The sequence below is a fragment of the Mesorhizobium sp. M8A.F.Ca.ET.057.01.1.1 genome (assembly GCF_003952565.1).
GTDB lineage: Bacteria > Pseudomonadota > Alphaproteobacteria > Rhizobiales > Rhizobiaceae > Mesorhizobium.
The window spans coordinates 3,738,262-3,761,989 of record NZ_CP034454.1; the positions used below are offsets into that span (position 1 = coordinate 3,738,262).

At 62.4% G+C, this 23,728-nt stretch carries 26 protein-coding genes and 2 pseudogenes; 14 read left to right on the plus strand and 14 right to left on the minus strand.

Annotation, left to right across the window (positions count from 1 at the left end):
• Nucleotides 1-15: 15 nt before the first annotated feature.
• Entirely contained in the window at nt 16-648 is a 633-nt protein-coding gene (locus EJ077_RS17730) for a DedA family protein (protein ID WP_208695439.1), read from the plus strand.
• 29 nt (nt 649-677) lie between these two features.
• Here the strand turns inward: EJ077_RS17730 and EJ077_RS17735 are convergent, their stop codons facing one another.
• From EJ077_RS17735 to EJ077_RS17755, 5 genes are all read right to left on the minus strand, one after another.
• Nucleotides 678-1,469 (minus strand): phosphodiester glycosidase family protein, encoded by a 792-nt coding sequence (locus EJ077_RS17735; RefSeq protein WP_208695440.1) that lies wholly within the window; start codon nt 1,467-1,469, stop codon nt 678-680.
• Nucleotides 1,470-1,583: 114 nt separating this feature from the next.
• Nucleotides 1,584-2,210: a transglutaminase-like cysteine peptidase gene (locus EJ077_RS17740; RefSeq protein ID WP_208695441.1), complete on the minus strand. Its 627-nt coding sequence runs from the start codon at nt 2,208-2,210 to the stop codon at nt 1,584-1,586.
• Nucleotides 2,211-2,357: 147 nt separating this feature from the next.
• Complete coding sequence (locus EJ077_RS17745; protein WP_208695442.1) at nt 2,358-3,230, minus strand: undecaprenyl-diphosphate phosphatase; 873 nt, start codon at nt 3,228-3,230, stop codon at nt 2,358-2,360.
• A gap of 236 nt (nt 3,231-3,466) precedes the next feature.
• Nucleotides 3,467-3,664, minus strand: coding sequence for a hypothetical protein (locus EJ077_RS17750; RefSeq protein WP_208695443.1), 198 nt, complete (start codon nt 3,662-3,664; stop codon nt 3,467-3,469).
• Between the two features lie 150 nt (nt 3,665-3,814).
• Nucleotides 3,815-4,210, minus strand: coding sequence for a GFA family protein (locus EJ077_RS17755; RefSeq protein WP_208695444.1), 396 nt, complete (start codon nt 4,208-4,210; stop codon nt 3,815-3,817).
• 113 nt (nt 4,211-4,323) lie between these two features.
• On the opposite strand from EJ077_RS17755, the gene EJ077_RS17760 reads away from it, so the two are divergent.
• On the plus strand, nt 4,324-5,352 hold the full coding sequence (locus EJ077_RS17760; protein ID WP_208695445.1) for an isopenicillin N synthase family dioxygenase: 1,029 nt from the start codon (nt 4,324-4,326) through the stop codon (nt 5,350-5,352).
• A 48-nt stretch (nt 5,353-5,400) separates the two neighbouring features.
• Here the strand turns inward: EJ077_RS17760 and EJ077_RS17765 are convergent, their stop codons facing one another.
• The 3 genes from EJ077_RS17765 to EJ077_RS17775 all read right to left on the minus strand — a co-directional run bounded on the left by EJ077_RS17765 (nt 5,401) and on the right by EJ077_RS17775 (nt 7,240).
• Nucleotides 5,401-6,357: an alpha/beta fold hydrolase gene (locus EJ077_RS17765; RefSeq protein ID WP_208695446.1), complete on the minus strand. Its 957-nt coding sequence runs from the start codon at nt 6,355-6,357 to the stop codon at nt 5,401-5,403.
• A gap of 26 nt (nt 6,358-6,383) precedes the next feature.
• Entirely contained in the window at nt 6,384-6,869 is a 486-nt protein-coding gene (locus EJ077_RS17770) for an SRPBCC family protein (RefSeq protein ID WP_208695447.1), read from the minus strand.
• A 122-nt stretch (nt 6,870-6,991) separates the two neighbouring features.
• A complete protein-coding gene (locus EJ077_RS17775; protein ID WP_127276129.1) occupies nt 6,992-7,240 on the minus strand; it encodes a ParB N-terminal domain-containing protein in 249 nt (82 codons plus the stop codon).
• Nucleotides 7,241-7,442: 202 nt separating this feature from the next.
• Here EJ077_RS17775 and EJ077_RS17780 point away from each other — a divergent pair, with 202 nt between their 5' ends.
• Complete coding sequence (locus tag EJ077_RS17780) at nt 7,443-7,859, plus strand: acyl-CoA thioesterase (protein ID WP_208695448.1); 417 nt, start codon at nt 7,443-7,445, stop codon at nt 7,857-7,859.
• Nucleotides 7,860-7,874: 15 nt separating this feature from the next.
• Here the strand turns inward: EJ077_RS17780 and EJ077_RS17785 are convergent, their stop codons facing one another.
• Complete coding sequence (locus EJ077_RS17785; protein WP_208695449.1) at nt 7,875-8,834, minus strand: LysR family transcriptional regulator; 960 nt, start codon at nt 8,832-8,834, stop codon at nt 7,875-7,877.
• A 137-nt stretch (nt 8,835-8,971) separates the two neighbouring features.
• Between EJ077_RS17785 and EJ077_RS17790 the strand changes: the two genes are divergently transcribed.
• From EJ077_RS17790 to EJ077_RS17830, 9 genes and pseudogenes are all read left to right on the plus strand, one after another.
• Entirely contained in the window at nt 8,972-9,754 is a 783-nt protein-coding gene (locus EJ077_RS17790; protein WP_208695450.1) for an ABC transporter substrate-binding protein, read from the plus strand.
• 66 nt (nt 9,755-9,820) lie between these two features.
• Nucleotides 9,821-10,458, plus strand: a pseudogene (locus EJ077_RS17795) (amino acid ABC transporter permease).
• 13 nt (nt 10,459-10,471) lie between these two features.
• A complete protein-coding gene (locus EJ077_RS17800; protein WP_208695451.1) occupies nt 10,472-11,131 on the plus strand; it encodes an amino acid ABC transporter permease in 660 nt (219 codons plus the stop codon).
• A complete protein-coding gene (locus EJ077_RS17805; protein WP_281040175.1) occupies nt 11,128-11,892 on the plus strand; it encodes an amino acid ABC transporter ATP-binding protein in 765 nt (254 codons plus the stop codon). Before EJ077_RS17800 ends, EJ077_RS17805 begins: the two co-directional genes overlap by 4 nt.
• Before the next feature lie 8 nt (nt 11,893-11,900).
• Nucleotides 11,901-13,543, plus strand: a pseudogene (locus EJ077_RS17810) (N,N-dimethylformamidase beta subunit family domain-containing protein).
• 1 nt (nt 13,544) lies between these two features.
• Nucleotides 13,545-14,921, plus strand: a complete 1,377-nt coding sequence (locus EJ077_RS17815; protein ID WP_208695452.1) for an aspartate aminotransferase family protein — start codon at nt 13,545-13,547, stop codon at nt 14,919-14,921.
• A 5-nt stretch (nt 14,922-14,926) separates the two neighbouring features.
• Nucleotides 14,927-15,856 (plus strand): 3-keto-5-aminohexanoate cleavage protein, encoded by a 930-nt coding sequence (locus tag EJ077_RS17820; RefSeq protein ID WP_208695453.1) that lies wholly within the window; start codon nt 14,927-14,929, stop codon nt 15,854-15,856.
• A 9-nt stretch (nt 15,857-15,865) separates the two neighbouring features.
• Nucleotides 15,866-16,384, plus strand: a complete 519-nt coding sequence (locus EJ077_RS17825) for a GNAT family N-acetyltransferase (RefSeq protein WP_208695454.1) — start codon at nt 15,866-15,868, stop codon at nt 16,382-16,384.
• Nucleotides 16,381-17,409: a histone deacetylase family protein gene (locus EJ077_RS17830; protein WP_208695455.1), complete on the plus strand. Its 1,029-nt coding sequence runs from the start codon at nt 16,381-16,383 to the stop codon at nt 17,407-17,409. The genes EJ077_RS17825 and EJ077_RS17830 overlap by 4 nt, the downstream gene beginning before the upstream one ends.
• Before the next feature lie 15 nt (nt 17,410-17,424).
• Here EJ077_RS17830 and EJ077_RS17835 read toward each other — a convergent pair whose 3' ends face one another.
• From EJ077_RS17835 to EJ077_RS17845, 3 genes are all read right to left on the minus strand, one after another.
• Nucleotides 17,425-18,687 (minus strand): cysteine desulfurase-like protein, encoded by a 1,263-nt coding sequence (locus EJ077_RS17835; RefSeq protein ID WP_208695456.1) that lies wholly within the window; start codon nt 18,685-18,687, stop codon nt 17,425-17,427.
• 45 nt (nt 18,688-18,732) lie between these two features.
• Entirely contained in the window at nt 18,733-19,800 is a 1,068-nt protein-coding gene (locus tag EJ077_RS17840; RefSeq protein WP_208695457.1) for an aldo/keto reductase, read from the minus strand.
• Nucleotides 19,801-19,918: 118 nt separating this feature from the next.
• Nucleotides 19,919-20,380, minus strand: a complete 462-nt coding sequence (locus EJ077_RS17845) for a hypothetical protein (protein WP_208703032.1) — start codon at nt 20,378-20,380, stop codon at nt 19,919-19,921.
• Between the two features lie 396 nt (nt 20,381-20,776).
• Between EJ077_RS17845 and EJ077_RS17850 the strand changes: the two genes are divergently transcribed.
• Nucleotides 20,777-20,941 carry a hypothetical protein gene (locus tag EJ077_RS17850; protein WP_127280965.1) on the plus strand — a complete coding sequence of 55 codons (165 nt, stop codon included), beginning with the start codon at nt 20,777-20,779 and terminating at the stop codon, nt 20,939-20,941.
• Nucleotides 20,942-20,995: 54 nt separating this feature from the next.
• Here the strand turns inward: EJ077_RS17850 and EJ077_RS17855 are convergent, their stop codons facing one another.
• The gene (locus tag EJ077_RS17855) at nt 20,996-21,502 is read right to left on the minus strand and encodes a DUF1993 domain-containing protein (protein ID WP_208695458.1); all 507 of its coding nucleotides are present in this window, start codon (nt 21,500-21,502) and stop codon (nt 20,996-20,998) included.
• A 140-nt stretch (nt 21,503-21,642) separates the two neighbouring features.
• Here EJ077_RS17855 and EJ077_RS17860 point away from each other — a divergent pair, with 140 nt between their 5' ends.
• Complete coding sequence (locus tag EJ077_RS17860; RefSeq protein ID WP_208695459.1) at nt 21,643-22,692, plus strand: DUF1176 domain-containing protein; 1,050 nt, start codon at nt 21,643-21,645, stop codon at nt 22,690-22,692.
• A gap of 139 nt (nt 22,693-22,831) precedes the next feature.
• Here the strand turns inward: EJ077_RS17860 and EJ077_RS17865 are convergent, their stop codons facing one another.
• Nucleotides 22,832-23,725 (minus strand): alpha/beta hydrolase, encoded by an 894-nt coding sequence (locus EJ077_RS17865; RefSeq protein WP_208695460.1) that lies wholly within the window; start codon nt 23,723-23,725, stop codon nt 22,832-22,834.
• Between the last annotated feature and the right edge of the window lie 3 nt (nt 23,726-23,728).

Consider the following 23,728-nt stretch of genomic DNA (forward strand, 5'->3'; position numbering starts at 1 on the left):
TCAAAGGGAGCTTGCGTGCAGTCGTTCATCGACCAGAGCGTTTGTTTCATCGAGAACCATCAGGCCTGGGCGGGCCTCGTGGTCGGGCTGCTGGCCTTCGGCGAATCGCTGGTGCTGGTCGGCGTCCTGTTGCCCGGCACGACGGTGCTGATCATCGTCGGCGGCCTGGTGGGCGCCGGTATCGTCCAGCCCCTGCCCGTTCTCCTTGCCGCGACGATCGGTGCGGCGCTCGGCGACACCATCTCCTATTTTCTCGGCAAATGGCTCGGGCGCGGCGTCGTCCACAAATGGCCGCTCAACCGCTATCGCCGCGAAATCGCCAGGGCGCGCCTGTTTTTCCATCGCTACGGTTTCGCCGCGGTTTTCGTCGGCCGCTTCTTTGGTCCGGTGCGTGCCACCGTGGCGCTGGTCGCGGGCATGATGGGCATGAACAGGCGTCGCTTCCAGATCGCCAACATCCTGTCGGCGATCATCTGGGCGCCGGTCGTGCTATCGCCTGGATGGCTGGTGGCGAAAGGGGCCGACAGCCTGCCCGAACTCGACGCGACCAGCCTGTTCGGGCTGGCGGTTATCGCGGCCACAGTGGCGGCGATCACCATCGCCGTGATTGTCATCAGACTGCGCGGCAGGCGCGATGCCCGGACCTAGGGGCGTATCAAGATCGACAGCGCCATGCATCAGCCGCGTTTCCTGAAGACGCCGATCATCGGCCCCAGGTTCCAGTAGTCGTCGTTGCGGCCAATGGCCGGAGCGAGCAGGCTCGATATCGTGCCGTCGAGAAAGAGTGCGTTGTCGCAGCCGAGCGCGTCGCGAAACAGGCGGGCGAAGGCGTGGAATGTCACCGTGCCGTTCGAGATGGCAAAGACGGCGACGCCATCCTTTCGCACCCCGACGCCATCGCGGCTCTTGCGCGACGTGCCGTCGGACCGGAATTTCGGGTGAAGCTGGCCGTCGATCACCAGCATCGGCCCTGATTGCGTCGCGTAGTCGGTGACTGGCCGCTTCTTGACGAAGTCCCGCGTCGCCCGCACCGCGGCCTTGCCGCCGCCGATATAGAAGATGCCGTTCGGCTGCAGCGAAAAATTGCCGCTGCCCGATCCCGTCTTCACGCCGGCCATTTCCTGGCCGCGCTCGACATAGAGGCCGACCGGCCTGAGGTCGGGGTGATACATGCCCGCATTGATGGCAAACAGCATGGTGCGGCCGGCCGCGCGCTGGGCGTTGTCGAGATTGTGCAGCGACTGAAATGGCTTGCCGCCCTGGTCTTTCCAGAACAGTTCGATCGAATACAGTTTTGGATCGACCTCGCAGACGAGAAAGCTGGCGGCCTCGAAGGCGACGTCACGGCACGGCGGCACCGAAGCGAACCACTGGCCGAATGCCACTGTCGTGGCAAGTGCGTGCGGCAACGCGGCCTTGACCAACGTCAGCAACAAGGGTGCCGAATGCAGGAGTATCAAAAAATCCATGCGCGTCCCGGATTGTCGGTTCCAACGACTGTCGTGGATAGCACCGCTTGCCGGTACGATGAAGGATTTGCTCAGGGGAAGCGTGGACTACGGTCCGGTGACGGCCCGCGACGGTTATTTGACGGCGCTGACCAGCTTCTCTTCGCCGCCAAGGATGGAGACCCAGCGCCCGGTATTGTCACTCGCCTGTCTTTTCAGATAGCGATACGGCGTCTGGTTCCAGAGACGAACCTTGTCGACAAGGTTGTCGAGGATGAAGTCGCCCTTGTCGGTGCGTACCGTCAGCACGGCATGGCCTTCGCCGTCCGGCTTGCGAACCACCGTCATCAGGAGATTGGCTATGGCAATGCCCAGGCTGTTGAGCTCACGCCGCTTTTCCAGCGCGTAATCCTCGCAATCGCCGAAGCCATTGTCAGGATAGGTCCACCACTCCTCCTTGCCGTAATTGTCCATGTCGCTCATCGGCTTGACGCGCGTGTTGACCGAAAGGTTTACGGCACTGATCTCCCGCAACAGCTTGCCAGTCATCTGTTCCGGCTCGTTATCGGGTGAACGGATGGAGCACTCGGCGGAATGAATTTTGCAAAAATCATAGTGGCCGATCGGCTGCGAGGTCGAGCCGCCGATGACCATGGAAGCGGGAGCCGAGTAGGCGGAATTCGCCGCCGAACAGAAAGCAATCAGGGCAATCGTAAGCCCCAGCCCCTTCGCCTTGCGGCGTAAACCCAACGAGGATGCCATCCGGCTCCGCCATCTGTTTTTGTTAACAGAACGTTAAGGGCGGACATTGCCGGAAGTCAATGAAGGCGTCCGATCACATCTTCGGGCACGGGTTGATGCCCCCCTGGCGGTTGCAGCCGCGCAACACCGCAAGCGTGCCGGTTCGGCCTAGGCCAGCCATCCCATAGCCACGCCGAGCAGCAGGACGACCCCGAGCGCGCCGCGGTAGATGACGAAAGGCCAGGCGGAGAAGCGTTCGAGCACGCGCATCAGGCCCCAGATGGCGAAGAAGGCCGATATCGAGGCCACGAGCAGTCCCACGCCCAGAACCGACCATCCATGGGCGTCGAGATGCACCTTGTGCAGTTCCCACAATTCCTTGAGGCCGGCGAGCGCGATGGCCGGCAGCCCGAGCAGGAACGAGAAACGGGCAGCCTCCGCCCGCTTGAAGCCAAGCCCCAGCGCCGCCGTCAGCGTCGAGCCAGAGCGAGAGACGCCCGGGATAAGCGCGCCAACCTGCGCGACGCCGACAAGAAGCGCGTCGACGAGCGACGCTTCGCCCACGGCGCGCTTGTGATTGGCGAAAATCTCGGCCAGCGCCAGCAGGACCGCCATGGCGATGCAGGCCCAGCCAATCACGCTCAGACTGCGCAGCGGCGAATTGCAGGTGTTGAGGACGCCCGAGAGCGCCACGCCGGCAATGACGATGGGGATCGTCGCCAGCACGATCCACAGCGCCAGACGGAAATGCCGGTCGGCAAAATCGCGGCGCGTGAGGGCGTCGAGCGAGCCGAACAGGAGATCCCTCACGTCGCCCCAGAAATAGCTGACCACGGCGGCAAGGGCCGCCAGCTGCATGGCGGCTGAGAAAGCTGAGCCCCGATCCTGCCAGCCGAGCACGGCCGGCACGATGCGCATATGGGCGGTCGAGGAGATCGGGAGCAGTTCGGTGATGCCTTGCACAAGGCCGAGGAATGCGACCTTGGCAAATCCAAGGCCGACAAAGCCCGTGTCGACGCCTTGCGTGCAGATATCAGCCATGTCGGTTCCAAGCGGGAGGGATCGGACTTGCGAAGCACGATCGGCGATCAATGCCGGGCAAGCCATACCGCTATGCGGCGGAGAATCAATTTACGGATTTGTAAGCTGGCGGCCGGCATGGGCGTCATTGCGTTGCGTGGCGGCGGACACATTGCAATAAGCTTGCCGGCTGCGCCACCCGCATCCAAACCGGCCCAGGGCCGGCCAATGATTTTCATGGAAGGTCGCAAGGCTACTCAGGGGCACAGCCACAGTTTCTGGCAGGTCCTGGCGATCACATGCGCCGGCGGGACAACCGGTTCATCGAGCGAAGGCCGGCGAGCCCGCTCAAGCAGCATGCGCACCTGTTCCCGGCGCACACGGTCGCGCTCCATCACAAGCAGGACCATCGGATCGCTCAAAAGCTCGTCCAGGGTGCTGATGCTGTCGTTCATCCGTCGTCTCCTCGAATGCCGGGCCCGCGACGCTTAGATAGGGTGACAAAGATGGCCCGCCAATGACGTTTTGCCGGCTAACGCGTGTCTCTTTGGATTAATTTTTGGTCATCCTGCGGCACGTTCTCCTGTTGACGAGAAGGACGAGGGCTAGGCCGGCGGAGCGCCTTCATATTGCGGCAAGCCGTCGTCAAGCGTCACCCAGGGCTGTTTCGAGGCGGTCCACATATGCATCTGTGGCCTGAAGAACGACGGGTCGTCCAGCGAACCGGTGGTCACGCCGATGATGCCGGCGGAATCTCGCCGTGAAAACATCGTTGTGCCGCAGTTCGGGCAAAACCCGCGCTTGAGGTCCGGCGAGGTGTTGACCGTGGCCAACCGGCCCTCGACCGTCACATCATCGATGCGGAACAGAACACGCGCATTGAAGGCCGCGCCGATCGCCTTCTGGCAGAGCCGGCAGTGACAGATGCGCTCGTTGATGGGGTCGGCGTCGGTGCGGTAGCGCACCGCCTTGCACAGGCATCCGCCTTCGTATTTTGCCATCGCCTGAATCCATTGGTGGAGTGAACAGGCGGCAAGGTAGCGGCGAGGCCGGTTGGGTCAATTGAAAAGCTTTGATACAAGGTCATCGATTATCGTGATGCGGCAGGACCGTCATGAGACCGGACATCGAAACGATCGGCATTGCGGACCTGTTCGGGCCGCCCTCGCCCGTCCGCGACCGCACCGACGCCAGGATCATGACTGCCGCGGCCGGCATCGGCTTCCTCGCGGTCCGGGATTTTCCCGGCGATGGCTGGCTGACGCCGGACAAGCGAGCGCGATTGCTGCGCATCTTTGCGCTTCCCGATGCCGGCAAGCAGGAATTGCTGCGCTGGAATTTCGATCACACGAAGAAGAATTTCTACCGCGGCTGGTTTCCGCTGCAGCCGCAAGCCGTTTCCTACAAGGAAGGCATCGACATGGGGCCGGACCTTGCCGATGCGGCGCGGGTCTCGGCCTCCGACGATCCCTTGTGCGAGCCGACACCGCTGCCGGCCGAAAATGCCTTGCCCGGCTGGCGCACCGCGGCGGCCGACTACTATCGTGCGATGGAGACGGTCGGCACCATGCTGATGCGGTCGATCGCACGCGGACTTGGCCTGCCTGAAACGATCTTCGATACCTATTTCGACGGTGGCATCTCGACGCTGCGCCTGATCCGCTATCCCCTGCGCGAGGTTAGTGCCGGCGTCGACACAAGCGGGCCGGAGTTTTCCGTGATCCACAATGGCGAGACGCGCACCATCATCGGCCGCGAACATGCCGATTCAGGCTTCGTCACCTTGCTGGCGCAGGACGGCGTCGAGGGCTTGCAGGCAAAGAACCTCGCCGGCGAATGGATCGACGTGCCTCCAGCCAATGGCACGCTGGCGGTCAATTTCGGCCAGTTGCTGGAACGCTGGACCGGTGGCCGCGTTCGGGCGACACGGCACCGGGTCATTGCGCCGAAAACGGTGAGGTTCTCAATCCCGTTCTTCTACGAGCCGCGCGTCGACGCGGAAATCTCGCCCCTGCCATTGGAGGGCGCCGAGCCGTTCGAGCCGTTTTTCTACGGCGACTACCTCTGGGAGTCGGCGACGAACTTCGTCGAGATGAGCGGCATCAAGCATCTGAGGCAGCCGCGCCGCGCCAAGGTTTCCTGAGCAGCACGCCGGCCGTCTCGCTGGGGACGGCCGGCGGCGATGGCAGGGTCATTCGGCTTCGCTGACCACCTCGTCCCAGCTCTTCACCTTGGTCTGGCCGTCGAGGAACGGCAGTGCGGCGGCCGTCAGTTCCGGAGCGAAGAAAACGTCGTAGTGGGTGCGGTTGGGCAGGATGGCCAGACGGTTCTGAGAAAGGTTCTCGCGCATCCAGCCGGCATCTTTCAGACCGCCGCCGAGCATCTGGTAGAACTTGATCTCATGCTCGGGTTTGTACATGTCGCTGTCGCCGTAAGCGAGCATGACGGGCATCTTCAGCTTGGGAACGTCGGCCGAGAAGTCGTAGTTCTGGCGCATGAAATTGCCGAGCGCGTCGAGCAGCTTCGGGAAGTCCTCGGGATGTGGCGCGACGGCGATGTAGGATTTGTACATCGGCGTGTCTTTCATGAATGCCGCGGCGGCGGCACTCACCTGCGCCTGCTGCGGGCGCATCTCGTCATAGAAGCCGTTGGCCGCATAGCCGGTCGAGACCAGGACAAGCCGGCGAACCGTATCGGGATGCTGGACCGCCATGCGGAAGGCAACGCCGCCGCCCAGCGAATAGCCCATGACGTCGACCTTGTCGTAGCCGAGTGTCTTGACGATACCAGCCATATCGTCGCCGATCGCCTCCAGGCTGAATGGCCGGTCGCCAAGCGCGGTGCGGCCGTGCCCCTGCAGATCGACCCCGATGACGGTGCGGTTCTCGACAAGCGTGGGCAGGATCGGCGCGAACATATCGATGGAGCCCAGTCCGCCATGCAGCAGAAGCAGCGGCTCACCCTTGCCATAGATAGCGTAATAGTAGTTCACGCCGTTGATCGGCAACAGGCCGGACTTTTGCGGCTTCGGCAGCGTTTTCGTTTCGGTGGTCATGGCGGGCTTCGTCTCCTCTGCATTGATGGTGGCCGGGCAAGCGAGAAACGCCGCGGCCGAAGCAAGAATGGCAAAAAGCAGGGTTTTGGACATATCGATCTCCTCCTGGCCAACCGATGTCAAAGCGTCTTGGCGAGGTCTTCGAGCTGATCGGTGCACTGCCCCCAACCCGCATGAAAACCCATCGCCTCGTGCTGTTCCCGGTCGGCGACGCTCCAGTGCCGGACACGCGCTATGTAGCGGGTCTTGCCCTCGCCTTCGTCCTCGAAGGTCAGCACGCCGGTCATGAACGGTTTTTCCGACGGCTCCCACGCCTGTGTATAGGCATCGGTGAAGATGATCTTCTTGCCGGGAACGACTTCCAGGAAAACCCCAGGATTGGGGAATTCATTGCCGTCAGGGCCGGCCATGACGACGAGGCTATTGCCGCCCGTGCGCACGTCCATCTCGGCACGCGGCGTCGTCCACGGCTTTGGCGCGAACCATTGCGTGATCAGGGTCGGGTCGGTCCAGCAGCGATAGACGTTCTCGCGCGGCGCATCGATGATGCGGGCGAGAACCAGTTCGCGGTCGTTGGCAGGGGCGATGTCGAGCTTGGTGGCCACTATTTTCTCCTCGGGATTTGGCTTGATCTGGCTTCCGTCCCAAGGACGAGCCAATGCGACGCAACCCGACATGCCAGGTGAAAAATTGTGGAGATTGTGCGTGCTTCGGGCGAAGGCGCGCGTCAGTGGCGCTTGGCTTGCACCAGATAGGCGTCGATCTCTGACTCGCCGAGCCACTTGGCTGCTTCCAGACGATGCAGTCCTTCGACAAGTATGTGCCGCTTGCCATCGTGGCGGACCTGGATCGGCGTCTTCATGCCGTTTTCCAGGATATCCTCGGCGAGATGCCGGACGGTCTCGGGGTGCAGTGTCTTCTTGCGCGCGGTGGGCACGTAGATGTCGTCGACCTTGACCTTTTGCACCCTGAGCATGCCTGTCCCCGTGGCGGAACTGCCGCCGTCGTCCTGAGATAGTCGGTTTGTTCGGGAGGGCCAAGGGCCCGGCTAACGAATGTCGACCCACAGGCCATCGCCGGTTCGAAAACCCTCACCGAAGTCGTCCGCCGGTTTGCCTGCAGGCGCGCGTTTCGATAAGGCGTCTCGCGATCCAAACAAAGGCCACGGAACAACTCACATGAGCAAATCCCTCGTCACCTTCGTGGGCGTCGCCCATCCCTGGATGTGCGACGTGATGGGGCACATGAATGTGCGCCATTACGCCGCGATGTTCGACGATGCCAGTTTCCAGCTCCTCGGCCATATCGCCGGGCAGGACGGCAGCCAGGGCTCCCAGAACGGATGGGCCGACGTGCGCACCGAAACCGACTACCGGCATGAAACGAAAGCCGGCTCGCTCCTCACCATCCACTCGCATGTGGTCAAGGTCGGCCGCACCTCCATCACCTTCGAACAGGTGATGTCCGGATCGATCGATCGCATCGTCCATGCATCGAGCCGGACGACCAGCGTGCGCTTCGATCTCACCGCCCGGGCCTCGGTGGCGCTGGACGAGCCGATGCGCGACCGCGCCGCGGCCTTTCTTGTCGAATAGGTCGGCGCCGGCCTGTCAATCGCTGTAGGTGCGATCCTGCAAGGGCGTTTCGGCGATCAGGGCTTGTATCCCGGACAAAAGCGCCTTCTCGGCGCGATTCATCGCCTTGTCGGGATTGGTCAGCAGGAAGATGTCGATGGCCGGCGGCGCATCGTAAGGCGGCAATCGCCACAGCATACCATCGGCCACGTCGCGCCGGGCGACATGCAGCGGCAGCGGACCGATGCCGAGCCCTGCCACGATCATGCGCCGCACCTCCTCCAGGCTGGACGACACGCCGACGACATCGGCATTCAGCTTGGCCTCGCTGCGCAGCAACGCCACCGGCCGCAAGGCGTCCGAAATGTGATCGGTCTGGAAGGATACGGATGGCTCGCCCCGCAGATCGGCAAGCGTCAATCCGGTCTTCCCGAAAAGCCTGTGCTGCGGGCCGCAGAAGAAGCCGAAGAACTCGCGATAGACCATCGCGTAGTCCAGTGCCGGATCGCGCTGGCTGACTAGGCAGATGCCGAAGGAAGCGCGGCGCTCCCGCACCTGCTTGGCCACTTCCGTGCTTGCCGCGACCGAGATGGTGATGGAGCCGCGCGGGTAGTTGCGGTGGAATTCCGCCAGTGCGCGGTCGAACAGCGGCGAGACGACATGGCTGGCGGTCGCGATCATGACGTGGCCGGTGACGTCGTCGCTGATCCCGCGCATCAGCAGCGGCAGTTGCGATATGGTGCCGAACACCTCCACGCTCTGCTCATAGATCAGGCGCCCGACCTCGGTGAGTTCGAAGCGTGTCGCATCACGCTCGACCAAGCGCCGACCAACGCGATCCTCCAGGCGCCGCAACGCGTTGCTGACGCTGGGTTGCTTGAGGTTCAGGCGCTCGGCTGCTCGGGTGATGCTTTTCACCTCCGCGATCACGACGAATGTGCGCAGCAGGTTCCAGTCGAGGTCCCAGACAAGCCGTTCGGGGCGAGGCAATGCCATTCCTGATATCTATGCTCCTTATTCCCATTATCTATTTGCGCAATGCTAGGGGCAAAGGCAATCATTGACATCAGGAGAGCGCCCCAACGCCTCCCAAGAACAAGCCTTCGCGCTCCATCCAGAGGACAGAAATTCAGATGAACAAGGTATTTTCCGGCATCGCGGTTGCCGCACTGCTGCTTGCTTCGGCCTTCACCGCCGTTTCGGCCGGCGCAGACGATCTCGAAACGATCAAGTCGGCAGGCGAATTGAGGATTTCGATGAGCGGGCAGTATCCGCCCTTCAACTTCGTCAACGACCAAAACGAGGTCGTCGGCTTCGACGCCGATATCGGCAAGGCCATCGCCGAACGCATCGGCGTCAAGGGCACCATCATCACCACCGCCTGGGACGGCATCATCGCCGGCCTGCTCGCAAACAAATACGACACCGTGGTCGGCTCGATGACGATCACGCCCGAGCGCGAGAAGGTGGTCGATTTCGTCGGCCCCTACTACCATGCCGGCCGCGCGGTTTTCGTGAACCAGGAGTCCAAGGTGCAGAGCCTCGACGATCTCAAGGGCAAGACCCTTGGCGTGACGCTGGGCGAGACGCACGAGAAATGGGCGCGCGCGCAGGGTGGCTGGGATGTCCGCACCTACAAGGGCTTGCCGGAATTGTTGCTGGAATTGAAGGCGGGCCGTGTCGATGCCATCGTCGTCGACAACATTCCGGTCATGGTCGCCGTCAAGGAAACCGGCGAGAAGGTGCGCAAGCTCGACACGCCTGACATCGAAGGCGGCAGCGTCGCCATTGGCATCGCCATCCGCAAGGACAATCCGGAGCTCAAGGCCGCCATGCAGAAGGCATTGGACGGGATGATGGCAGACGGCACCTACGAGAAGATCTCCAAACAGTGGGTCGGCACCGACATCCGCTAATCCCTTCCGGTTTTCAGGCGGCCTGGTCGCCTGAAAACCAAACGACATTCCTGCCGGGGCGACCCCATGGATTTCTCCTTGATGAGCCGTGTCTTCCCGTTTTTCGTGGAAGCGGCGCTCGTGACGCTGGAACTGACAGTGCTGGCCCTGGTTCTGGGGCTGGCCGCCGCGGCGCTGGCGGCGGCCGCCCGGATGTCGAGATCGGCGATCTTGCGGGCCGTCGGCACTGTCTATGTCAGCCTGTTTCGCGGCACACCCTGCCTGATCCAGCTGTTCGTGCTCTATTTCGGCGGGCCGCAGATCGGCATCAATCTGGAGCCGTTCACGGCTGGTGTAATCGGCCTTGGCCTCAACATCGGCGCCTATATGGCGGAATCGATCCGGGGCGCGCCGACCGCGGCCAGACGGAGGCTGCCCGCACGATCGGATTCAGCCGCTTGCAGACCTTGGGCAAAGTCGTGCTGCCGCAGGCCGCGAGGCTGATGATCCGCCCGCTCGGCGTCAACACGGTCGCCTTGCTGAAGGGTTCCGCGCTGGTGTCCACCATCTCGGTGGTGGAGTTGACCTATACGGCCCAGCGTTTCATCGGCTCCACCTACAAGCCGTTCGAAATTTTCGGCGTCGCGGCCCTGCTCTACATGATCATGGTCTACGCCGTTGCCCGCATTGTCGACATGCTCGACAAGCGCTTTGCCATCATCTGATCGGGGGAGCGTGATGCAAGGTCTCGATTTCAGCGTCGTCGTGCCGTACTGGGACCTTCTTCTGACAGGCGCCTGGTGGACATCGGTGCTGACGGTCTCGGCCGGAGCCCTCAGTTTTGCCTTCGGCATCCTGTTCGCCGTCATCGTCCTCTACGCACCGGCGATGCTGGCCTACCCCGTGCGCGCCTTCATGTGGGTGTTCATGGGTACGCCGCTGTTGCTGCAACTTTTCCTGATCTATTTCGGGCTGGTGCAGATCGGCATCGACATCCCTGCCCTTGCCGCCGGCATCATCGGGCTTGGGCTGCATTTTGCCGTCTACAATGCCGATGTCATTCGCGCGGGCATCGTGGCGGTCGACGTCGGCCAAACGGAAGGCGCGCGCAGCATCGGCTTCGGCAAATGGCAGGCGCTGCGCTACGTCGTCATACCGCAAGCCATCCGCAACACAGCGCCGCCGATCGGCAGCAATCTGATCGCGCTGCTGAAGGAATCCTCGATCGTCTCGGTCATCGGCATCGCGGAGCTGGTCCACTCGGCGCAACTGGCGATCAGCGAAACGTTCCGCCCGTTCGAATTCTACATTACGGCTGCCGTGCTCTACTACATCTTGAACCTTGTGCTCGAAGCGGCCTTGCATCGGTTTGAACGGCATGTGGAGGTTTCCCGATGAGCACGCAGCGACCAATGGTGGAGGTTCGCGGCGCACGCAAATCCTTCGGCGCCGTCGAGGTTCTCAAGGGTATCGACCTATCGGTCGAGCGTGGGCAGATCGTGGCGATCATCGGGCCGAGCGGCTCCGGCAAGAGCACGCTGCTGCGCTCGATCAACCATCTCGAGACATTGAACGGTGGCGAAGTCTGGCTGGACGGCGTGCAGGTCAACCAGCCACTGCATGGCCAGGCCTTCGAGCGGCACATCAACAAGGTGCGCCAGCAAATGGGGATGGTGTTCCAGCACTTCAACCTGTTCCCGCATCTGACCGTGATCGACAACATCACCATGGGGCCGGTGATCCTGAAAGGCATGCCGAAAGCCGATGCCAAGGTGCTCGCGCACGAGCTCCTCTCCAAGGTCGGGCTCGCCGAAAAGATCGGCGCCTACCCCTCACGGCTTTCGGGCGGCCAGAAGCAGCGTGTGGCGATTGCCCGTGCTCTGGCCATGCAGCCCAAGGTGATGCTGTTCGATGAAGCCACTTCGGCGCTCGACCCTGAACTGGTCGACGAGGTCAACGCGGTGATGAAACAGCTTGCCGCCGAACACATGACCATGCTCATCGTAACGCATGAGATGCGCTTTGCCGGCGAGGTCGCCGACCGGGTGCTGTTCATGGATGGCGGCGTGGTTGTCGAGGAAGGCCCGCCGGCCGAGATCTTTCGGGCGCCGCGGAAGGAACGCACGCGCGGCTTCCTCAAGAAATATCTTTCCGCCTGAGCATGATGATGACCAGATACCCCACGGAATTCCCCGATTTCGGACTGACAGCGGAGCAGCGCCGTCACGCGGTGCGCGGCCACTATTACGAGTGGCCAGGCATGGATGGCGAGCGCGGCGAGATCTGGTGCTACAGCAACCGGTTTTCGTATCGCGCCGGCGAGATGATTACGCTGCATGTCAGTTCCACAGCTCCGTCATTCAGCATGACCATCACCCGGGACGGCGGCACCGAGACGAAAGTGTTCGAGACATCCGGCATCGCGTCGCGCTGGCAGGACAGTCCGGACCAATGCTCGGCCGAAGGCTGCGGCTGGGAATCCTCCTTTGAATTCCGTGTGGAAAACGACTGGCCGTCTGGCGCCTATCGCGTGACGCTGACCGCCGACGGGCGCGACGGCAAGTCGATCCAAAGTCACCATATCTTTATCGTCTCTCCCCAACCGGGCAAGAAACCCGGCCGTGTGCTGCAGGTGGCGGCGACGGGCACCTGGCTTGCCTACAACACCTGGGGCGGCTCCAACCACTATCAGGGCATTACCGGGCCCGACCGCAACCAGTACTCGCCCATCGTGTCGACGCAGCGCCCCTGGTGCCGCGGCTTCGTCGTGCTGCCTGCGGACGCGCCGCGCGTGCCGCTGGAAGTCGCGGTGCCACCGAAGACGGTGCCGCGCTATCCGCACATGGAATGGGCGCTCGCCACCGGCCATTCGAAGAAATACGCCTCCTCGGGCTGGGCCAGCTACGACAGTCATTTTTTCGCTTTGCCGAACGGGCCGGCTATGATGTCGATCTGACCAGCCAGCTCGACCTGCATTTCTCGCCCGAGATTCTCGACGGCTACGACTGCGCGGTCTTCGTCGGCCATGACGAATACTGGACCTGGGAAATGCGCGACGCGGTCGACGTCTATGTCGAGCGCGGCGGCCATGCGGCGCGCTTTGCCGGCAATTTCATGTGGCAGACACGGCTGGAGGACGAAGGCCGCCGGCAGGTTTGCTACAAATATCGCGCCCGGGCCGAGGATCCCGCCTATCTCCAAGGCGGCGACGTGACACGCGCCACCAATTCCTGGGAAGCGCCCGAAATCGGCCGGCCGGGTGCCGCGACCTTCGGGCTCAACGCCACCCGTGGCCTTTACGCGGGCTGGGGCGGCTGCGCGCCGCGCGGCGTGCGTGGGTTTCCGGTCTACCGGCCCGAACACTGGGCCTTTGCCGGCACAGGCATCTATTACGGCGACCTGCTCGGCGCCGACAGCCATGTCTATGGCTATGAGGTCGACGGGCTCGATTTCGAGATCCGCGGCGGCCTGCCCTACCCGACCGCGACCAGCGGCGCGCCCGATGGCTTGCAGGTGCTGGCCGTCGGCATGGCCAGCCAGGTCGAGGAAAGCGCCGACATTCCGGTCGAGGACCAGTTCCTCACCGACGAGGATGGTCGCTTCAGCGCCGAGACGCTGTTCGGCGACAGGAGCGACGCCAATCTCGAAAAGGTCAAACGCAGCAATGGCATGATCGTCAATTTTCCACGCGGCAAGGGCGAGGTGTTCCACGCTGGAAGCTGCGAATGGGTCGCCGGCCTGCTAAGACAAGACCCGATGATCGAACGGGTTACCCAGAATGTCCTCGATCGCTATCTTGGAAAGTCCTGACATGTCGAAAGTCCAACCTGCCGCCGAAACGCGGCGAGAATCGCATCTCTTCTATCTATCCAGCCTGCGTCGGCCGCTGATCGACCGCGCCGAAGGCATCTACATGTGGACGCAGGATGGCCGCCGTTTCATCGACGGGTCGAGCGGCCCGATGGTCGCCAATATCGGCCATTCCAACCGCAATGTGCTCGATGCCATGAAGCGGCAGATGGACCGCGCCACCTTCGCCTACCGGCTGCATTTCGAGAACGAACCGGCGGAAGAACTGGCGCGAGAACTTGCCGGCAAGATGCCGGAAGGCATGGACCGCATCTTCTTCGTCTCCGGCGGCTCGGAGGCGACGGAATCCTGCATCAAGCTGGCCCGGCAATGGGCCGTCGCCACCGGTCAGGCCGGCCGCTGGAAGGTGATCACCCGCTTTCCTTCCTATCATGGCGGCACGCTGGGTTCGCTTTCAATCACCGGCGACGATGCGCTGGCCGAAACTTTTACACCGATGATGCGGGTGATGCCGACCGTGCCGGCACCAACCGCCTGGCGCGACCGCGACAATTTCTCGATGGAGCAGCGCGGCGTCCGCTATGCCGACATGCTGGAGGAAAAGATCCTCGCCGAAGGCCCCGAAAGCGTCGTCGCCTTCATCATGGAGCCGATCGGCGGCGCGGCGACCTCGGCCCTGGTGGCGCCGGACAGCTACTATGCGCGCATCCGCGAGATCTGCGACCGCTACGGCATCCTGCTCATCCACGACGAAGTGATGAGCGGTGCGGGCCGCACCGGCAAATTCCTCGGCGGCGACCATTGGAACTGCAAGCCGGACATCGTCGCGCTGTCGAAAGGCCTGGGCTCCGGCTACGCGCCGCTCGGCGCTCTGGCGGCGCCGATGCGGCTGGTCGAGCCGCTGCTCGCCACCGGCGGCTTCCAGCATGGCCACACCTATGCCGGCAATCCGCTGGCCTGCGCCGCCGGGCTGGCGGTGCTGGGCGAAATGGACCGGCTCGACCTGATTGCCAACGCGGCTGCCATGGGCGATGTGCTGATGGACGGCCTGAAAGCACTTGCGAAGCGCTTCCCGTTCATTGCCGACGTGCGCGGCAAAGGCTTGCTCACTGGGGCCGAGATGGTTGCCGATCCGGAAACTCTGAAGCCGATTGACCAGGGCAGAAAGGCGACGCAGCGGCTGCTCGACCTCGCCTATGAGCGCGGGCTGATCATCTATGGCCGCAGGGTCAAGGGCGGCGTCGATGGCGACAATTTCATGGTGGCGCCGCCGATGATCGTCACCGCCGGGCAGGTCGGCGAGATCATCTCCATCATCGGCGACTCGCTTGAGATTCTGGCTGCCGAGCTTGACTTGCCGGTCGAAGGCCGGGGGTAGAGGAAATGGCGCCGCGAAAAGTCATCATCACCTGCGCCGTCACCGGTTCGGTGCATACGCCGTCCATGTCGCCCCATCTGCCGGTGACGCCGGACCAGATCGCGGCGGATGCGATCGCCGCGGCCGAGGCCGGGGCCTCGATCCTGCATCTGCATGCACGCGACCCCAGGGATGGCCGCCCCACTGCCGATCCCGAAGTGTTCATGCAGTTCCTGCCGCGCATCAAGCAGGCGACCGATGCGGTGATCAACATCACCACCGGCGGCTCCTCGCTGATGACGCTGGACCAACGGTTGGCGGCACCGCTGCGGGCTGAACCCGAAATGTGTTCCCTCAACATGGGTTCGATGAATTTCGCGCTGTTCCCGATGCTCGACAAGCCAAGGGAATGGCAGCATGAATGGGAGCCGAAGCTGCTCGAAGCCACGCGCGAGGCCATCTTCAAAAACACCTTCGCCGACATGGAAGGCGTGCTCGAGCGGCTTGGCAAAGGCTGCGGCACGCGCTTCGAATTCGAGTGCTACGATGTCGGCCACCTCTATTCGCTGGCGCATTTCCGCAACCGGGGGCTGGTGTCCGGGCCGCTGTTCATCCAGTTCGTGCTTGGCATCCTGGGCGGTATCGGCGCCGACCCGGACAATCTCGTCCATATGAAGCGGATCGCCGACAAATTGTTCGGCGACAGCTATCAATTCTCGGTGCTGGCAGCCGGCCGCCAGCAGATGCCGCTGATCTCGATCGCCGCCGCGATGGGCGGAAATGTGCGTGTCGGGCTGGAGGACAGCCTCTACGACGGCCGCCAATTGGCGAAATCCAACGCCGACCAGGTGCGCCGCATCCGTGGCATTCTCGATGGGCTGTCGCTGGAGGTTGCCACACCGGCGGAAGCGCGCGACATGCTGGCGCTCAAGGGCGGCGACCGCGTGGCTTTTTGAGACAGGACCGTGACCAATCCAGCATCCAATGATGTCCTCCTCCGCGCCGGCACCATCGATGATGTCGAAACGATCCACGCGGCGATCCTGAAACTCGGCACCCATATCGGCGCGCCCGAGGAAATTATTTCGACGGCGGACGATCTCAGAACCTGGGGCTTCGGCGAAAAGTCGGCTTTTTCGACCCTGATCGCCGAAGTCGATGGCGAGTTCGCCGGGCTGTGCCTGCATTTCCCCATCTTCTCGACCTGGATGGGGCGGCCCGGTGTCTATGTGCAGGATCTCTATGTCGAGGACCGGTTTCGCGGCCGCAAGATCGGCGAGCGCCTGCTGCGGCACGTGGCGGCTGAGTGCCGCAGGGATGGCGGCGTTTATCTGAGGCTGTCCGTCGACACGGACAATGAGGGCGCCAAGGCTTTTTACGAGAGGCTGGGCATTGCCTGGTCGAGCTACGAGCAGACGCAGAAAATCATCGGCGAGGCCTTTTTCGCCTTCGCCGACACGCCGGAAAATGGGGACCTGCCATGAAAGCCTTCTACGCGCAGGAGCAGAAGCGGCACGACCCCAAGGCTTTCCTATCCAGCGGTGCCGCGCAACCAAATCCTGAAAAACCGGAACGCGCCGAAAGATTATTAGCCGGCGCAAGGTCTGCGGGTTGCACCATCGAAAGACCCGGGAATCATGGGCTCGGCCCCGTCTCCGCGGTGCATACGCCCGAATATCTCGACTTCCTCGAACATATTTTCGAGCGCTGGCAGCGGATCGACGGCGCGTCGGCGGAGGTCATCCCCAATATCCACCCGATCGCCCGCAACGGCTCCTATCCGGCCTCCGCTGTCGGGCAGGCCGGATACCACATGGCAGACACGGCCTGCCCCATCTCGGGCGAGACATGGCAGAGCGCGCTGTGGAGCGCCTGGAGCGCCGTCGAGGCGGCGGAAACGGTGATGGCAGGCGCTTCCGGCGCCTATGCGCTGTGCCGACCACCTGGCCACCACGCCTTTGCCGATGTCGCCGGCGGCTTCTGCTTCATCAACAATTCGGCCGTCGCGGCACAGGTGCTTCGCAAGCAAGCCGCGCGCGTCGCCATCCTCGATGTCGACCTGCATCACGGCAACGGCACGCAAGGCATCTTCTATGCGCGGCCCGACGTGTTGACCGTCTCGCTGCACGCCGATCCGGTGCGCTTCTACCCGTTCTTCTGGGGCCATGCCGACGAGCGCGGCGAAGGTCCCGGCCTCGGCTACAATTTCAACCTGCCGCTGCCGCGCAAATCCGCCGATGCGGCGTTTCTGGAAGCGCTCGGCCTGGCGTTCCACCGCATCCGCGCCTTCTCTCCCGATGTACTGGTCGTGGCGCTCGGCCTCGACGCGTTCGAGGGCGATCCGTTCGGCGGGCTTTCGGTGACGACGCCGGGCTTCTCGCGCATCGGCGAGGCCATCGCCGGGCTCGGCCTGCCGACGGTCATCGTCCAGGAAGGCGGCTATCTCTGCGACGAACTCGGCGACAACCTCACCGCCTTCCTCACCGGTTTTGGCGGCAAGGCGCGGTGAGAGTTCAAGCCCGCATCAGGACCGTTGCTGCCTGAGCATGGCAATCACCCGGTGCACGCTTTCCAGCGTCTCGTCGATTTCGGACGCAGTGTTGTAATGCGCGATGCCGATGCGCACGACGCCTTGCTCGGCCGGAATGCCGAGCTGGTGGACGATCTCCCAGGCATAGTTGTGGCCCGACCACAGGAAGATGTTTTCGGCGTTCATCTGCCGCACGATCGTTTCGGGTACTATGCCGTCCACGGTGAAGGAAACAGTCGGCACACGATCGCCGAGCCGTTTCGGATCGGTGATGCCATGGATCGCCAGGCCCGGGATATCGGACAGACCATCGATCAACCTTTGCGCCAGCGGGTTTTCATGGGCGATGGACACTTCGAACGCCTTGGCAATCCTGCGCCTTCTCGATCCGCCCTCGCCGGCGCCGAGGTCGGCAAAATAGTCAACTGCGGCGGTGAGGCCGGCCATCAGTTCGATCTGCGGCGTGCCGAGTTCGAAGCGCTCCGGCAGGCCGTTCGAGGAACAGCGGCATTTATAGGCCTTCAGACCTTCGATGACGTCGCGCCGGCCCCACAGGATGCCCATATGCGGGCCGAAGAATTTGTAGGCCGAGCAGATCAAAAAATCGCAGTTGAGCTCCTGCACGTCGATCAGGCCATGCGGCGCGAATTGCACGGCATCGACATAGACCAGCGCTCCGGCCTTTTTAGCAAGTTGGGTCAAGGACTTGACCCGATTGATCGAGCCGGTGAGATTGCTGGCGTAGTTCAACGCCACCAGACGTGTCTTCCCCGACAGCAGACCAGCGAGCGTCGCCTCCTCGACCTGCCAGGTCTTTTCGTCGAACGGCAGCCAGTGCACGACGAGGCCGAGGTCCTCGGCCAGTTGCAGCCAGGGCGACACATTGCCCTCATGGTCCATGCGGGTGAGGATGATCTCGTCGCCTGGCTTCATCGTGCGGCCGAGCGTGCGCGACATGTGATAGGTCAGCGTCGTCATGTTTGCGCCGATGATGATTTCCTGCGGGCTCGCCGCGCCCAGGAAATCGACCATCGCCTGGTGCGCCTCGTCGACGACCTGCTGCGCCGCGATCGTCGTTTCAAAATAGCCGCCTAGATTGGCGTTGGTCGTCAAAAGGCAGCGCGAGACCGCATCGGCGACGGCCTGAGGCACCTGTGTCCCGGCAGGATTGTCGAGATAGATGCGCCGGCGCCCTTTGTCGGTCAGCGAGAGAGCGGGAAATTTTCCACGCACGGCCTCGATCGAAAAATTCACCATTGTCTCCACCCCTTTGCTGTTGCTCGACAATTCCGCACCGGCCCGTCACGGACAGGGATTGCCGACCCGCTGGTGAATGGCGTCCACCGCCTTCTGCATCTCTTCGGTCCAGACGACATCAACCGAGGACAGCGCCATTTCCAGCTGCGAAATGGTTGTCGCGCCGACGATGTTCGATGTGACGAAAGGCCGGCTCGAGACATAGGCATTGGCAAACAGCGCCGGCTCCAGGCCGAAAGAGCGCGCCAATTCATTGTATTCGAGCTGCGCTTCAGCGGCATTGGGCGTCTCGTAGCGCTGACCGCGGTTGAAGAGCTGCGAGCGCGAGCCCTGCGGGCGGGCGCCGTGATCGTACTTGCCGGTCAGATAACCCTGCGCCAGTGGCGAATAGGCAAGCAGCGACACCCCTTCGCGTTCGCAGACCTCGGCGAGGTTCACCTCGAAGGTGCGGTTGACGAGGTTGTAGGCGTTCTGGATCGAGGCGACGCGCGGACCGATCCCTTTGTCGGCCTCGGCGAGGAAGCGCATCACGCCCCACGAACTCTCGTTCGACAGGCCGAAATGGCGGATTTTTCCTGCCTTCACCAGGTCCTCGAATACCGAAAGCGTCTCGGCGATCGGTGTCTCGCCGACTGGCGCGCCGACAGAATCGGCACGCCGCGCCACCGCGCCGACGCGCGTCGGGTTGGCGCCCCATGGGATGTCCCGTTCCGGCCAGTGGATTTGATAAAGGTCGAGATAGTCCGTGCCGAGCTTGGTCAGCGACTTGTCGATGGCATCAAAGATATCGGCCCGCACCAATTGCGAGGGTCGATCGCCACGAAACCAGCTGTTGGCGGTCCGGCCGACCACCTTTGAGGCAAGGATCACCTTGTCGCGATTGCCCTTGGCCTTCATCCAGCTGCCGATGATCTTCTCGGTCCGCCCTTGCGTCTCAGCCTTGGGCGGGATCGGATAAAGTTCAGCGGTGTCGATGAAATTGACGCCACGCGAGAAAGCCAGGTCCATCTGGGCATGGCCATCGGCCTCGGTGTTTTGCTGGCCCCAGGTCATCGAACCGAGGCAAATCTGGGTAACAAGAAGATCGGTCCGGCCGAGACGGCGTTTGTGCATGGAATTCTGCTCCGGAGGGAAAAACATGCGCGGCTGCGCGGGAGGAAATCGCATCCTATAGGAAAGCGGAGGCGCTCTCCAAGCCTTGCCAGGCCGACTTTTGCGTGAGCAGGGACGGTTAGCGGCGTGCCGCGGCCACGGCGCGGCGCTTGGCCTCGTCGATCAGCATGTTGGCCACTTGCATGCGGATCATCGCGCGCTGACGCAAATGCGGGGCAACCCGGTCGGGATGGTTGGCAAAAGCAAAGCTGCGGCGCATGCGACCGAAATCGGCAACGACCTTGGGCTGATTCAGTCCCAGTTCGACCGCAATGGATTCGGGATCGATTGGCGGCAATTCTTCTTCCGGCTTCGGTTCTTCGCCAGCCAGGGCCAGCCTTGCCTGCTCAAGCAGGGCGGCAAATTCGCTGGCCAGATCAGCACCAGCCTCGCGATACTCCGCGGCGGATACCTTGATGCGGCCGGAATGGAGTTCATCGGCGACCGAGAGATAGTCGAACGGGATGGACGGGCGCGCGCCGGTCTCGTCGCCCTCGATGCCGTCGCCCTTGTCGGAGGCAACGAAGAGGTCGTCGAGCAACGAAGCGAAATCACGCTTGGCGCTGGTAGCGATGTCAGCCTCCCCCTTGCCTGACTGTCTGGATTGCAAAGCATAGAACCGGCTCGTTAAAAATACATGCCACAGGTCTTAACGAATTTAGCCGTTGCGAGGATTGCGATCGAGGATCAATGGCTCCTCGACCAAAAGCCGGACTGCACTTTCATGCAGTCCGGAAATTCGCCAGGAGTGGCGAGGAAAAACTGGCCATGTGCCAGCGTCGAAGCCTACGATTGACGCGGCGCAAAAGTTTCATCAAGCCGCAAAAAAATTTTTATGAAATCATTCGGACATGGCAGGCATGCAAATGCTGCACTGCACAATTGTCACGATTCACGTATATTGTGTGGTGTGGAGGACCAACCAGGAGCCTGAATCATGGGTTTCTTCACGGAAATGTTCGCCCGGCCGCGCCCACAGGAACATCAGAGATATCGTGCGGCGCTGGCGCTGCTTCATTCGATGAGCAGCGCCGAGCGTGCCGACATCGGCATCAAGCCCGCCGATTTCCCGCGCATCGCCCGCGAAATGTCCATCCGCTAGGCTGCATCCCGCGAGATGTCCCGGATCGATCCAGGACATCTCGACCTTCACGCCTCAACGCGATCCCAGGAACGTCGCCTTGCCCAACGGCACGCCATTGTGGCGAAGGATGTCGTAGGCGGTGGTGAGGTGGAAATAGAAGTTGGGCATGGCCACATGCAGCAGATACTGCATGCCGCTCAATGCAGTTTCCCGGCCCCCCAGCTTCAACTCGATCATCTTGTCATCCGACCCGTCGATATCGGCGGCCGAAAAAGTCGCCAGATGGGCCAGTGTCTTGGCGATCCTCGCTTCGAGATCGGCAAAGCTCGCCTCATTGTCTTCGTATTTCGGCACTTCGCGGCTGGCCAACCTCGAGGGTGCTCCCTTGGCATGGTCGGTGGCGATCTGCACCTGCCGGGTCAAAGCGAACATGTCTGGCGCAAGCCGCGCCGTCAAAAACACCTGCGGGTCGATCTTGCGGTCAAGCGCGTTTTGTTCGGCTGCCGCGAGCACATTGGAAAGCGCTTTCAGCCTGGCTGAAAACACGGGCACGGATGCCTCATACATCGATATCGTCACGTCAGATCTCCTGTCCGGCAGGAACGCCGGCAGGAGGACGTAGCGCCCTCAAGCACGATTCTTCAAGCTGCAGCTGCACGGCGTCACCACGTCGCCGCAATCGCCATGGTAGAATCTTCGTTATCGAGCGGAGATTCACGATGAGACGCGCCTTTCTCGCAGCGACTGCCCTTCTCTCCCTTGTCACGACAGCCCAGACGGCACTGGCCGCCAGCGATACGCCCGAAGCGCCTTACATCGATGATCGGTCGAGCGCGGATGCGGTCGTCCGCTCGCTCTACAGCGCCATCAACCGGCACGAATTCGCTCGCGCCTGGGGCTATTACGGCGATACAAGGCCGGCAAAGGATTTCGATACGTTCGTCAAAGGCTATGACGGCACCGAGACGGTGGAGGTCAAGACCGGTCCGATTTCGGACGAGGGCGCTGCGGGCAGCATCTATTACAATATCCCGGTCGCCATCCAGGCAACCGACAAGAAGGGCGAAGCGAAGGTCTTCGCCGGCTGCTACACGCTGCGCCAGGTCAACGCCCAGATCCAGGCGCCGCCCTTCCAGCCGATCTTCATCGACAAGGGAGCACTGAAGCCCTCCACCGCCGATTTCGACGATGCGGTGCCGCCAAGCTGCGGCGATGGTCCGCCGCCGCCGAAGAAGGATGCCGCACTGGAACAAGCCAAGAAGGCCTTCCTGGCGACCTATGGCGACCAGTGCGACAAGCAACTCCTGGCCAATGAGCCGGAGGTTTTTTCGATCAAATACAAGGACAAGAATGCGCAGCCGGGCGACCCGGACAAGGAAACCCGACTGTTCCACTTCTCCTGCTCGGCCGCCGCCTACAATGAAAGCTCGGTCTACTACATGACCGACGAGGTGGACGGCGTCAGGCAACTGCAATTCGCCGAGCCCGAGACCGATATACGCTACGAAAACAACGACAGCGACGGTAAATTGTTGAGCGTGACGGTGATCGGCTTCCAGACCACAGGGTGGGCGGTCAACTCCGACTATGACCCCAACGCTCACACGATCACCACGTTCACCAAATGGCGCGGCGTCGGCGATGCCTCTGACTCCGGGACATATCTGTTTCGCAACGGCGATTTTTCGCTGGTCCAGTATGACGTCGACGCGTCGTATGACGGCGAGGAAAATCCGCAGACGATTGTCGACTACAACACCGCGCCTTAGAGCGTTTCACCGAAACGGTGAAACGCTCTAACTCTTTGTTTTGGCGCAATTCCCAAGGGGAAGCGCTACGCGCTTCTCCCGGGAAAACCGTTTCACACTTTTCCTGGAATTGCCCTAGTCCAAATGGCGCATCGGGGCCTTATGGTGCCTTCGAAAGCATCCAGTTGAGCGTGCCGCGCCAGTCGACCATGCGGATCGGCGTGCCATGCGTGCCGGTCTCGAAGCGGACGAAGCGGGTCGGATAGGTCTTCGACCTGGCCAGGATGGAGCGGAAGAATGCTTCCTGGTTGGCCACGGGAAAGACCACGTCATGGCTGCCCTGGCCGAAGAACACTGGCACGCGACGCTTGAAGGCGGGGCTGGCGAGAAAGCTCTCGTCCCACAGCGATCCGAGCAGCAGCAATCCATTGATGCGCCCGCCCGTATCCTTGCGGGCGGCAAGCTTCCAGCACAGCGCACCGCCCATCGAGCCGCAGGCGACGAAGATTTTCGCGTCCGGGGACTGTTCGGCATAATGGTCGATCAGGGCCGCGACCAGTGCTGCGCCCTTGTCGCCGAAATCAGGAAAATCCGGAGAGATATAGAGCCCGCCATTGCCGGCCATCAGGTTCTTGAGGCGGTTGAAATTGCCGCCGAAGGTGAAGTCGTCGATGCCTTGCTTGCGGCTGCCGCCCTGCCCGTGCAGATAGAGCACGATGACGGCGGCCCCTTGCGTCTTGCCGACGGCGACATGCCTGACATCGCCGGCGTCCGTCTTCAGCATCAGATCCTGCTGCGTCTTGCGCACGCCGGTGTCGGCATACTGGGCATGCACGCGCTTTTCCGGCACCTCGTCACGCTGGTTGATGTCGCGCATTTCACGGTAGTCGAGGACCGTGTAGGCACCATTTGTGTCGGATGAGAGCGTCGCCGGATAGGCGAAGAGATCGTCCTTGAAGGATTTCAGTTCGCGCGCGCCGGCATCGGCGGCAGCGTAAAGAACAAACGTCGCGGCGAGAAGCGCGTGGAGAGGAGAAAGGATGCGGATTGCCATGCC